At 53.0% G+C, this 11,758-nt stretch carries 10 protein-coding genes and 4 tRNA genes; 4 read left to right on the top strand and 10 right to left on the bottom strand.

The window, feature by feature from the left end:
* Positions 1–42: 42 nt before the first annotated feature.
* The 3 genes from TGAM_RS09635 to serK all read right to left on the bottom strand — a co-directional run bounded on the left by TGAM_RS09635 (position 43) and on the right by serK (position 2,718).
* Positions 43–1,008, bottom strand: a complete 966-nt coding sequence (locus TGAM_RS09635) for a hypothetical protein (RefSeq protein ID WP_015859513.1) — start codon at positions 1,006–1,008, stop codon at positions 43–45.
* Positions 1,005–1,916 carry a hypothetical protein gene (locus tag TGAM_RS09640; protein WP_048811339.1) on the bottom strand — a complete coding sequence of 304 codons (912 nt, stop codon included), beginning with the start codon at positions 1,914–1,916 and terminating at the stop codon, positions 1,005–1,007. The genes TGAM_RS09635 and TGAM_RS09640 overlap by 4 nt, the downstream gene beginning before the upstream one ends.
* A 73-nt stretch (positions 1,917–1,989) precedes the next feature.
* Positions 1,990–2,718, bottom strand: coding sequence for an L-serine kinase SerK (serK, locus tag TGAM_RS09645; protein ID WP_015859515.1), 729 nt, complete (start codon positions 2,716–2,718; stop codon positions 1,990–1,992).
* A 169-nt stretch (positions 2,719–2,887) separates the two neighbouring features.
* Between serK and TGAM_RS09650 the strand changes: the two genes are divergently transcribed.
* Positions 2,888–4,033: a DUF763 domain-containing protein gene (locus TGAM_RS09650; RefSeq protein WP_015859516.1), complete on the top strand. Its 1,146-nt coding sequence runs from the start codon at positions 2,888–2,890 to the stop codon at positions 4,031–4,033.
* Here TGAM_RS09650 and TGAM_RS09655 read toward each other — a convergent pair.
* A complete protein-coding gene (locus TGAM_RS09655) occupies positions 4,030–4,890 on the bottom strand; it encodes a damage-control phosphatase (RefSeq protein ID WP_015859517.1) in 861 nt (286 codons plus the stop codon). The two genes, TGAM_RS09650 and TGAM_RS09655, sit on opposite strands and share 4 nt — an antisense overlap.
* Before the next feature lie 353 nt (positions 4,891–5,243).
* Positions 5,244–5,331: transfer RNA gene (locus TGAM_RS09660), tRNA-Leu, on the bottom strand.
* A 97-nt stretch (positions 5,332–5,428) separates the two neighbouring features.
* On the opposite strand from TGAM_RS09660, the gene TGAM_RS09665 reads away from it, so the two are divergent.
* Both TGAM_RS09665 and TGAM_RS09670 read left to right on the top strand, forming a co-directional pair.
* Positions 5,429–5,506, top strand: a tRNA-Lys gene (locus TGAM_RS09665).
* A gap of 71 nt (positions 5,507–5,577) precedes the next feature.
* The gene (locus TGAM_RS09670; protein WP_052291834.1) at positions 5,578–6,756 is read left to right on the top strand and encodes a DEAD/DEAH box helicase; all 1,179 of its coding nucleotides are present in this window, start codon (positions 5,578–5,580) and stop codon (positions 6,754–6,756) included.
* Between the two features lie 5 nt (positions 6,757–6,761).
* Here TGAM_RS09670 and TGAM_RS09675 read toward each other — a convergent pair.
* The 5 genes from TGAM_RS09675 to aor all read right to left on the bottom strand — a co-directional run bounded on the left by TGAM_RS09675 (position 6,762) and on the right by aor (position 10,270).
* Positions 6,762–6,836, bottom strand: a tRNA-Cys gene (locus TGAM_RS09675).
* 18 nt (positions 6,837–6,854) lie between these two features.
* A tRNA-Ser gene (locus TGAM_RS09680) sits at positions 6,855–6,940 on the bottom strand.
* Between the two features lie 46 nt (positions 6,941–6,986).
* Entirely contained in the window at positions 6,987–8,132 is a 1,146-nt protein-coding gene (locus TGAM_RS09685) for a tungsten cofactor oxidoreductase radical SAM maturase (RefSeq protein ID WP_015859519.1), read from the bottom strand.
* Between the two features lies 1 nt (position 8,133).
* Positions 8,134–8,385 carry a MoaD/ThiS family protein gene (locus tag TGAM_RS09690; RefSeq protein ID WP_015859520.1) on the bottom strand — a complete coding sequence of 84 codons (252 nt, stop codon included), beginning with the start codon at positions 8,383–8,385 and terminating at the stop codon, positions 8,134–8,136.
* 67 nt (positions 8,386–8,452) lie between these two features.
* Positions 8,453–10,270: an aldehyde ferredoxin oxidoreductase gene (gene aor, locus TGAM_RS09695; RefSeq protein WP_015859521.1), complete on the bottom strand. Its 1,818-nt coding sequence runs from the start codon at positions 10,268–10,270 to the stop codon at positions 8,453–8,455.
* Between the two features lie 205 nt (positions 10,271–10,475).
* Between aor and TGAM_RS09700 the strand changes: the two genes are divergently transcribed.
* Positions 10,476–11,726, top strand: a complete 1,251-nt coding sequence (locus TGAM_RS09700) for an Nre family DNA repair protein (protein ID WP_015859522.1) — start codon at positions 10,476–10,478, stop codon at positions 11,724–11,726.
* Positions 11,727–11,758 lie beyond the last annotated feature (32 nt).

The following is an 11,758-nucleotide window of genomic DNA, read 5'->3' on the forward strand; positions in this document are numbered from 1 at the left end:
TCATCATGTATCAGTCGGTTAATCCATCGTCATCGGGCCAGGTTAGGATGCATTTCTGGCTCTTCCCCTTTCTATCCACATGCCCCAGGTTTTAACGGTTCCGTTGTTGAGAATAATCACACTTGAGATACCCGGGAGACCCCCTCTTTTGTAGGATCTCTCAAAAATCAGCCGGGCGTGTGGGTTGAGATAGATCCCCGTTGCATTCATTAAAAGGCCCTCCACATCTCCCCAGCCAAGCTTGTTTGAATGCTTCTTTATAAGCCATGAGTAGCGGCTCCCATTGAAGACTTGTAGATCCTGTCTGGGTGAGAATCCCCAGACGTCCACGTCTGCATAAATTACACCCACTCTATCGTGGGTTTTGTTGTACGGCTGAACGACCAGCCACGTCTCCCTGCAGAGGGGGTTGTAACTGTAGGAACCTGTGAGAACGAAGACTCCACCAACTGGGCTTACATTTAGCAGGGCCGTCTCACTTCCACTCCTGAGCCCTTTAACGAGTTTAAACTCCTTCCCAAGGAGGAACGAGGTTATGTTCCTGCATCTGGAGATGCCATGATATTCGTCTTTCATGATCCTGTAGTTAGTGTTGTTCAAGAAGTAAATTTTGTCCACATACCCACGATTGCTGGAGGCCGGTGAGAACTCCCTCAGAGCCTCTATGGGCATCGCGATGGGCGAATAATCAAGGAATGTGGGGTATTCTCTTTTGCTGACTCCATAACTTCCAATTGTTATGTAAGCCAACGTTCCATTGGGGTGGTACAGATAAATTCTCCACTCAAATTCTAGTCCGGAATGAGGATGCCATTCCCTGAATTGGGCTGCCAAGAGGTGAAATCCCCTCTTCGCGTATGGGCTCAAGTACCTGTCATACACATAGGTGGAGTTCAACTGGGGGATCTTTGGATGTTTATCCCTTGGGATTGAGCCGAAGTAAACGACGCCCGCATATAGAATGAGAAGGGTAATCAAGAGAGGAACTATGATGTACTTGTCCTTCATTCTTCCTCCCCCTCCCAGGATTCATCGAAAGTCCCGTACCTGTCTTTGGGGAGTACAAATATCCCTCCAACGGACGAGTGGTTTCTGTCATCCATCACTTCAAGTTCGATGTAGAGGATATCCCGCTCAACGTAGTCCGGAACAGCTTCTCGGAGCAACTGAACACTTCTTCCGGTGAACGTGAGGGTTCCATTAATCTTCCTCTCAGGTTTGACAAGCTTTGATAGGGAAATTCCTGGATAGAACACTGTAACGTTCACAAAGTCCCCCTGTGGTCTCTCAATTACCCATACCATCCGCCCAGTTTTGAGCCTGTACCCGGGGATCACGAGAAGCCCATCATACCCTATGAAGCCTCTGCAAACATAATCATGGGCAAAGAGACTCGGAGGGTCGCAGATTATTTTCATATTGATCCATAATCCCCGGTTTGAACCGAGTCCCGTTATTGAACTGTATTTCTCTCCCCTACTCATAACCTCACTGAGGGCAGGCAGATGAAGGGCAATGTCCTCGTCGTAGACCCAGCCAAGGGTCTTGAAGAGAAGAGCCCTGTGATGTGGACGGTACTTTTTGAGGAGTGTTTTATCCAGAGCGAGGGGTGAGTAGTTAAAAGCGGCCTTTGAGCTCTCGGTGTTCTTTGAAAGGCTCCACGTAAAAAAAGCGTGGATGAAATCCCACGAGACAGTGCGGACAATTATCCTGTTATCCTCCTCTCGATAAGTTGCAAACTGCCAGGTGTTCCCGTTGTGATACACAGCTATGAGGCTCTCGTTGACGGCCACTCCAGCGGTTTCAAACGCCTTCAGCGGGGATTCTATCTGGTACTTCAAGTACACTGCTTTTCCCGAAGAGATCAGAATAAGTGCCAAAAGCGCGATCTTTACTGCCCTTTTTATTCTTCCCATTAACACCCCTCACATAATCTAAAATACTAACGACATTAAAACATTTCCGTAAAAGTTAATGAAAAAAGGAACATCAGAACAGCTCTTCAAGCTTGACGTCAATCTTGTCCGGGTTGAAAGGCAGGACGTGCCTGGTCGTCTTCGGCGAGAAGACCTCCCCGCGCTTGACGAGTTCCATAACGTCCTCTTTCGTCGGGGCCTTCCTGATGAAGACGTAGTCAATCTCACCCTTTGCCATATCCTCCCTCGCGTCCTCCTTGAGGCCGTAGTAGATGAGCTCTATTCTCCCTTCCTGGTTCATCTCGTCGAGGACCCTGCTGACCTTCTTCTGCTCCTCAAGACCTCCTGGAATCGCGAAAGCTTTCTCGCCGACGATGGCGAAGGCAATCTCACCGCGTTCGGCCTTCTCCTCGGCTTCGGGATCCTCAACGACCTCAAGGCCCTCCTTCTTGAGCCTCTCGATAACCTCGTTGAGGTCGCCCTTGAAGGCCGGGTACCACGTGTAAACCTTGACGTCGTCGCTGAAGTAGTCGAGTATAACCGAGGGAGCGCGCTTGGCGCCGAGCTTCTGGAGGCCGGCCCAGCGGTGGTGGCCGTCAACGATGAGGTACTCGTCCGTCCCCGGGATCTTCGCGAGGAGCATCGGCTTCCAGAAGATGCCACTTCCCGTGACACTCTCGATGAAATCCTCAAGCTCCTTCTGAACGAGCTGCTCGTGAGGCTTCATCTTGTCGAGCTCGATAAAAACGTAGTCCACTTTAACAGTCGGGATGTCGTACTTCGGGACCTTTTCAACTCCCATTTCCAACCCTCCGTGAGATCAAAACCTGCAGACCGATATCGAATTGAGGGATAAAAAGGCTTTCCTTTCCATTTGACTACATTTTTCCGGTAGACCTGCACTTTTTGATTGGATGTGCGAAGATCATGCGGGACAACCGTTAAAACATCTGAGCGAGTATTACCGGAGGATGAGGAACGTTGCGGAACTGCCCCTCCACGGCGGCCACGTTCCCGCGTGGCTTGCCCAAAGAATGAGGAAGCTAACGAAACTAGTGCTAATACTCGCCGTTGACGAGTACGGGACGAAGGGTCTCCTTGAGAGGCTCTCCGACCCTATCTGGTTCCAGGCCTTCAACAACCTCATCGGCATGGACTGGGACTCCTCCGGTAGCACAACGGTAACGGTTGGGATGATAAAGGACGCCCTTTCCAAGGAGGAGCTCGGGGTTAAGGTAGCCGGCGGTAAAGGGAGGGCAAGCAGGAAAACACCGGAGGAGTTAAGAGCCATAGCGGAGCACTACGGACTCGACCCGGAACCTTACATCAGAACGTCCAGGCTCGTCGCGAAGGTCGACACCGTCGCCTTCCAGACAGGTTACCAGCTCTACCACCACGCCTTCCTCCTCGACGAGGAGGGCAATTGGGCGGTGATACAGCAGGGGATGAACGAAAGGGCCAAGCTTGCAAGGCGCTACCACTGGTTCAACACCGAGACCTTTACCATCGATCCCCACAAGGCGATAGCGGGCATTAGGGCCAAAATTGCCCTCAATACTGTCTCAAAAGACTCCAGGGAATTTCAAAAGACCCTTCTCGATATCGTGAGTGAGAGGCCCGAGAAAATTGAACGGGAATTTGAAACCATAAAGGCCATAGCGAAGGGCTACCGTCCATTGGTCTACTATCGCCCGAGGAACGTCGATGAGGTAACCGTTCTGAGGCGTTACGAAAGCCTTGGAAAACTGGAGCTCAACAGGAAGGCACTTGAATTCGCGAGGGAACTGGGGGTTAGGAACTATGAGGAGCTTCTACTCCTCAAGGGCCTAGGTCCGAGCACGCTCAGGGCACTATCGCTAGTTGTGGAGCTGGTCTACGAGACGCCACCCAGCTGGAGGGACAGGGTTACCCATCCGGTCGATCCTTTCAAGTTCACCTACGCGGTCGGCGGAAAGGACCGCGTGCCGTTCCCAGTTGAGAAGAGAACCTACGATGAGCTCGTCTCCTTCCTTGAAAAGTTGGTCGAGAAGAACCGAGATGAGAGAACGCTGATCAGAAACGTTGCCAGGATCACGAAAAACTGGAAGTTTCCAGAGGAAGAGAAAAGGCCCACCTAAGGCCCGAAGGGAGAGCGAACGCAAAGCAACGAGCCCTGGGGCACGTTTAGTTCCCTCGCTATCGGCCGGCACTTGGCCTTCAGGAGGTAGAAAATCCTCCCATCTTTCCTCTCGCTCAGGGTCTCAAAGTTCCCCTGTCCCTTGGCTATTATTACGTCCGCCTTCTCGAAGACCTCCATGAACTCCCGAGAAACAAGGCCAAAGGGCACACCGACTATTCTCGTCCCAGTCGAGATTACCTCGCCAATCTCCTCAAGGCCCGCTCGCCTGAGATCCTCAACGGTGGCGTCGTTTATTATCGGTCCCTCCTTGCCGGCGATGTAGATCTTCAATTGGGGAAACTCTTCCCGAATCTTCCTGAGGAACAGCCTGTCGAAATATATCTCGCCGCAGTTGTCCGTGAGGTAGAGGAGGATCTTTGCCCTACTCAGCCTATTGAAGAGTTCATCGGAGTTGTCGATGTAGAGCTCTTCCCCGAGCATTGCCCTAACGTCCTCCTCAATCCTCTCGGGGGAGTAGCCGACGGCGAAGTCTATCACGTTGCCAATTATGGCGAGCTTTAGTGCGGTCTTAAGGTCGATATTTTCCCGTTCGAGATCAGAGACGACTTTCTCAGCCAGCCTGTTCGAGAGTTCCTTGTACTCCCTGAACGGATCGTCGTTCCCAATGGCATCATAAACCTCAAGGAATACTCTGCTCCCGATCACTGCGGGTATGGAGTCTTCTTTCATCTCAGCTATCCCCTTCGCGGCCCTCAAAATACCTCTCTTCCTGACACCAAGGTCTTCGGTTCCCATTTCGACAATCTTTTGACACTGACTGGCAATGCACGAGAAGCACTCGTAGTGAACCTTCATTCCACCACCGCTATCTTCATGATCCAGCGATTTAAATCGCTTTCGCAGGCAAGCTTTTGGGAAAAGTTTGGCTAGAAGTTCGTGATTCCTCTTTTGGGCTCCTTTGTAATAGGATTTCAAAATCAAGCCCGCTATTGAAAGTTTGAATTCACCAAGTTAAGGCTTTTTATGCGCGGTTCAGGTAGAACCGCGCCCCACCAGAGCGCAAAAAAGCTTGAACCCAAGCTAAAAGGTGCTTTTAAATGAATTCGTTCAGTCAAAGGAGCAATTTGGGGGAAATCCACTCAAAAACTACTCTTCAAAAAGGAATCACGAACTTTGATGAAACTTTTGCTTGGCAAAAGTTTCGTTTCTGGTGCGGGGGCGGGGATTTGAACCCCGGAACCCCTGCGGGACGGGACCCTCAATCCCGCGCCTTTGACCAGGCTCGGCAACCCCCGCGTTGCCAATTATAAGGGTCGAGGAGGATTTATAAAGTTTTCCCTCGAGAGATACCAAAAAATTTATAAATCAACTCCCGTCTATGGTTTCGGGTTGAGGGCCGGTAGCTTAGCCTGGTTAGAGCGGCGGACTCTTAATCCGCAGGTCGGGGGTTCAAATCCCCCCCGGCCCGCCAGATCGCGTTTCTTCTCGACGCGTTCCGCCTGAGAAGGAGTGCGTCTGAGCAAAGTAAGGGAGTTTGTAAAGATGAGTTTTGAAAGATTGGGCTTGTCAGAATCAAGTTTAGAGGCAGTTAGAAGGAAGGGTTTTGAAGTCCCAACGGACATTCAAAGGGAAGTCATCCCACGCCTCCTTGAGGGGGAGGTTGATATAATCGGCCAGTCCCAAACGGGAACAGGGAAAACTGCGGCGTTTGCACTTCCTATAATAGAGGCAATCGACCCCAACGAAAAAACAGTGCAGGCCATAATACTCACCCCCACCAGAGAGCTGGCACTTCAGGTGGCGAACGAGATCAAAAGCCTCCGGGGGAAGAAGAGGGTCTACGTCTACGCGATCTACGGCGGTCAGCCGATAGGGCCGCAGATAAGGGCCCTCGAAAGGGGAGTTCATGTGGTCGTTGGAACTCCGGGCAGGGTGCTCGATCATCTAAACCGGGGTACCCTGGATCTCAGCTCGGTAAGGTTCTTCGTACTTGACGAGGCCGATAGAATGCTCGACATGGGTTTCGTCGATGACATCGAGGAGATAATGAGGCGCGCGCCCCAGGAGAAGAGGATCCTGATGTTCTCGGCGACGATGCCAATGGGAATTCTCCTCCTGGCAAAGAAGTACATGCGGAACCCCGAGGTCATTCTCGTTAGCAGGGATGAGGTGGTACCCGAGATGGTTGATCAGGAGTACGTGGAGGTCCTTCCTGCGAGAAAGTACGAAAAGCTGAAAGAGGTTCTCGGGGAGGGGTTTTACGGCATAATCTTCTGCCACACCAAGAGGGAAACCCGGGAACTGAGCGAGAGGCTGAGGAGAGACAGCTTCAGGGCCGATGCCCTCAACGGGGACATGAGCCAGGCCGCGAGGGAGAGAACCTTCGGTCGCTTTAAGGAGGGAAAGATCAACGTTCTCGTTGCCACAGACGTTGCCGCGAGAGGACTAGACGTCAGGGAGATAAGTCACGTGATAAACTACTCCCTCCCCATGAACACGGAACAGTACATCCACAGGATAGGCAGGACTGGCAGAATGGGAAAGAGAGGAAAGGCCATTACTTTTCTTAAACCAGGTGAGATTGGCAGGTTCAGGGACATAGCAAGGAAAGCCAAGGTCGAGGTGAAGAGATCCAAGCTGAGTGAGAGAATTCCCAAGCGCTTCAGGGAAGAGGATCTCGAGAGGGAGTACAGGAGAAGATGGGGAAGGAAAAGGTTCTAAAAAGGTGGAGCCGGGACCGGGATTTGAACCCGGGTGGAAGGGATCTGCAGTCCCTCGCCTCGCCTCTAGGCTATCCCGGCATTGAACCCGAGAAAATTTGGCGCCGCGGCGGGGATTTGAACCCCGGTGGGCACCGCCCACCGGCTTAGCAGGCCGGCGCCCTACCAGGCTAGGCTACCGCGGCACGCCCGAGGTATATGAGCGGGGGAGGGTTTTTAAGCTTTTTGCTACTAATAGAACTTCCCGAAGTTGTACTGGGGAATGGGACACTGGACTATCCTCCTCGACCAGAGACAGTCGGCACAGCTCGGCTCGTTGCCCCAGCAATCAATATCGGTTGTTTTCACGAAGTCGCAGGCATCGACGAGGGGACAGTCGGTGCAGGACGGGTACATGTAGTTCTTCATGGTGAAGCGGAACCACGTGTACTTTTCGCTCGTCCATATCTCCGCGAGGCTCTTTTCTCTGACGTTTCCAAAGGAGTAGGCGTTCACTTTCTTCTTCCTGCCGAAGATGTACTCGTAGTAGGTGTGGAGGAACCGGTAGCAGGGTGCAACCTCTCCGTCCCATCTAACGACCGCCACGTTGTTCTCGTCGAAATCGCACTGCCTCTCGGTCTTCAGCTCAAAGTACGGCAGCTTTATGTAAAGGCCGCTGTGGGCGATCTTGTACAGCTCATCGAGGATCGGTTTCATATCAACGCTCCCATCGTAAACTATGTCCTTGGTTTGCTCTTCAGTCAATGGGAGGAGGTTCGAAACCAGCATTGAATCGACGCCGAGATCTAGGAGATAACGGGCGAGATCAGGCAGTTCCATGTAGTTCTCCTTGGTCACGACGACTTCAACTCCAATGCTCGGTTTATGCGTTCCCGTCTCCTCCCGGTATTTCACGAGCTTCCTTATCTTGTCCGCTGTAACCGCCGCGGCAATGTGACCGAGTGTTATCGCGTTCTGGGCCGTTGGCACGGTGTCCATGGAAAAGTATACCAGCTCAACCCCAAGCTCAGATATCTCTCGGAGCATTTTGTCCGTCAGCAGGGTTCCGTTCGTGCTCATCCCGAGGGCAAACCCCCTCCTCTTAACTTCCCGGACCATGTCCATGAAGCGCGGGTGGACGGAAGGCTCACCTATCCCTCCGAAGTAGATCATTCTGAGCTCTGGAAACTCCTCCGCGTCGTCGAGTATCTTGAGGAAGAGGTCCCAGTCCATATCCCCCTCTTTATCTTCCCAGTACTGCTTGAAGCACATCTCGCACTTCAGGTTGCACCTGCTGGTTACTTCTATGTACAGGTACTTCATGTCGAGCTTCGGTCTGACTATTACCTTCCCGTCCCACAGAGTGAAGGTGTACTCTTTGCCGACTTCCTTCACCACTTCAACCGCCTCCCGCCGGTGGAAAAACGCTAACCGTATCGTCATCTGAAATGGGAGTTTCCAGTCCCTGAAGGTGTTCGATGTTCTTACCGTTAACGAGAATCAGGTAGCCGTCTTCGAGTTCCTTTTTGACCCCCGGAAACCGCCGATCGAGTTCATCCAACAACTCCCCAACGGTTTTAACGCCCCCGATTTCAAGCATTCGCTTTCCCACGATGTCGATGAGAGTGGCGAACACCTTAACTTTTACCATACAACGTCACCTGAACAAGTTCCTCAGCGTGAAGCTATTAAAAAATTGCTGGACAAAAATGGGAAAATCAGAGGAACTCCTTGATGCCGAGCTCCTCGGCCTTCTCCGGCGGAACCCTTCCATCTTCGGTCCAGCCGCGGAGCTGGTAGTAGCGCGGCAGCATCTCCTTGAGCCTGACAACGTGTCCCTTGTTCGGTCCCTCCGGCATCGGCTCCTCGAGGAAGCGCTTCGGCAGGGTGTCGTCCTTAAGCGGATCGAGGCCGGCCTTGAGGTTGAAGATCCTCTCGGCGTTCCATATTCTCTCTCCGACCTTGAGGTAGTCCTCAGTTGAGAAGTCCCAGCCAAGGGCCGCGTTGAGCATGTCGCGGTAGTCGTCGGCGCCGAGTCCAAAGGTCGTGAACAGACACAAACCGGCGGCGTCTATGAGGGCGCTGAGATCCTGGAAGAGTATGAGCATCTTGATCTTGTCGTCGCTTATGTCGTGCGGATCCATCTTGTACGGATAGCCGAGGATCTCTGGGCTTATCATATAGTTCTTGATGTGGCATCCACCGCGGTTGTTGGTTGCGTAACCAAGGCCGTGACCCTCCGCACCCCTCGGGTCGTAAGCCGGGAGTTCAAGCTTCTTGACGCTCATTGAGAACTCGGGGTGGCCGTACATCTCGGCGAAGCGGTAGCTTCCCTCGGCAAGCTTGTCTCCGAGGCCTTCCCTCTTGGCTATCTTCTCGATGTAGTAGTGCAGAACTTCCGTGTTACCCCACCTGAAGGGCGGAGCGTCGCCGAGGTCATCGTCTGTAAGGTAGCCCTTCTCGTAGAGCTCCATTGCCGCTGCCAAAGTTCCACCGGTTGAGATGGTGTCGAGACCGAACTCGTCACACTGGTGGTTGGCCTCGATAATGCTCGCGAGGTCGTTTATTCCGAGGTTGGCACCGAGCGCCCATATGCTCTCGTACTCGGGGCCTTCAGTAACGCCAACGGTTGGCAACTTGTTGACCCTTCCACATCCGATTGGACAGGCGTAGCACGGCTGGTTCCTTATGAGGTACTTCTTGGCCATCGCCTCACCGCTCTGCTCATAGGCGTGTTCAAAGACGCCGGTCTGGAAGTTTCTCGTCGGGTAGAGACCGTTCTCGTTGATGATGTTAACGAGGACTGCGGTTCCGTAGTTGGGAAGTCCACCACCGGCGACCGGATCGTTCTTGAGCTTGTTTATCTTCTCCCTAACGGTGAGCATAAACTTCTGCTTGTCGGCAATTGGAACCCTCTTGCTTCCCTCTGCCACTATGGCCTTGAGGTTCTTGCTTCCCATAACCGCACCGACGCCACCTCTACCGGCCGCCCTGTGGCCGTCGTTCATTATGGCCGCGAACTTGACGAGGTTCTCACCGGCGGGGCCTATGCTCAGGATCCTGATCTTCTTGCTACCGATTTCTTTCCTCAGCGTCTCCTCGGTCTCGCTCACTACTTTGCCCCACAGGTGTGAAGCGTCTCTGATCTCAACGTTGTCGTCCTTGATGTAGATATAGACCGGACTCTCGGCCTTTCCTTCGATTATGATACCGTCCCATCCGGCGAACTTGAGTTCCGCACCGAAGTAACCGCCGGAGTTGGCCATGGTTATGAAGCCCGTTGCCGGGCTCTTTGTTACGACGTTGTACCTGCCGCCGGTCGGAGCACTCGTTCCGCTGAGCGGACCCGGTGTTATTATCAGCATATTCTCCGGGCTGAGCGGGTCGACCTTGGGATCCATGTCCCTGAGAAGGAAGTATATTGCCAGTCCTCTGCTGCCAACCCACTTCTTGGCCAGCTCCTCGTCGTACTCCTCAACTTTGACCTCCCCAGTGGAGAGGTTCACGCGCAAAAACTTACCCCAGTTCCCGTACATAGAAGCACCTCACGACAACTAAGTACATTGCCGTATATAAAAGTTTGGGAAAACACTACAATGCACACGGAAATGAGAAATTAAGCAGATAAATTTAACTCCAGTGTAGTACTAATCGGGATATAAAAACCATGAACTTCGAACCCTTGTTTCCGGAACGGCTTCGAAGGAAAAGGCTAAAACGTGGGGAGACAAACCAACCATGATGGTCGAGCTCTTCAACTCCAAGCTCTGTGCTATCTGCAAGGGTCGGAAGCTCCTCTGCGGAAGGCCAACCTGCCCGATTTTAGAGCGCTTCAGGGTAGCCCGCACGGTGGAAAAAAGGCTTAACAAGCGCCACATCTTTGGTTCCTCCCCGCCAAGCATATTCGTCGGCGAGTACGGCTACCCCAAGGTCCGAATTGGCCCCCTCGTCCCCCCGATTGAAGGAAATACCAGCCACCTTGACAGTCCCCTCAAGTGGGAGGATAAGACGATTCGCGATATTCTCTACTACCGCTCGCTTTTGGTCATGGGCGAGACGAAAGCCGACGTTGATGTCAGAAAGAGCGGGAGGATTCTGGGCGAGGTCCAGGAATTGGTGATGTCAATAAAACCGGTGGACAGCGAGGTAATCCTCAAGAGGAAGCCCGTCCTAAAGGTTCTCCCGAGCGAGTTCGCCCCACCCATCGGGCCTAAAGCGGAGCTCCTCGACTTCGAGCTGACCGAGAACCCGAAAATCCCAAGGAGAACCGACTACGTGGTGAGCGACGAGCTGAAGGCCGAGCAAGCAATAATGCGCCTCTACAACTGGGGCTTCGACGAATACTACATCATAAGGCTCCTCTCCGCTGGGCTACTCGGAGTCGAGAAAAAGCTCGTCCCGACGCGGTGGAGCATCACAGCGGTTCAGGACACGATTGGCAGAAACCTCAGGAGAGAAATTCTTCACTACCCTGAGATAAACGACTACGAGGTCTACTTCTACCGCTTCCTCGGCAACCACTATGTAGTTCTGCTGATGCCCCAGTCTTACGCCTTCGAGCTTTTGGAGGTCTGGCTCAAGGGCTCGCTCTTCGGTAGCGAGAGGCCGAGCGTGATTCACGACTATGAGGACTTCCGCGGAAGGAAGGAGTACGTCAAAGAAACGGCCGGTGCATACCACGCCGCCCGCTTAAGTGTCCTCGAAGCCCTCAGAGCGAGAAGGAGGCAGGCGCGGGCAGTCGTCTTCAGGGAAGTTACACCGGAATACTACGCCCCCGTCGGCGTCTGGCAGATTCGCCTCGGGGTGAAGAAGGCGATGGGCAACTTGATCGGACGCTTCGAGACGCTCAACGAGGCCCTCGACGCGATACGGAGAAGGCTTGAGCACCCCTTCGAGGAGTACCTTAGGAGGAGTTACATCCTCGGAAGCCTCGCTAGGCAGAAAACCTTGGACGAATGGCTCGGAAGGAATTTATACCGAATTGACCAATAAAACCCGGTGAATGATGACCACTCCATCCCACC

It is taken from the genome of Thermococcus gammatolerans EJ3 (assembly GCF_000022365.1).
In the GTDB taxonomy this organism is placed as follows: domain Archaea; phylum Methanobacteriota_B; class Thermococci; order Thermococcales; family Thermococcaceae; genus Thermococcus; species Thermococcus gammatolerans.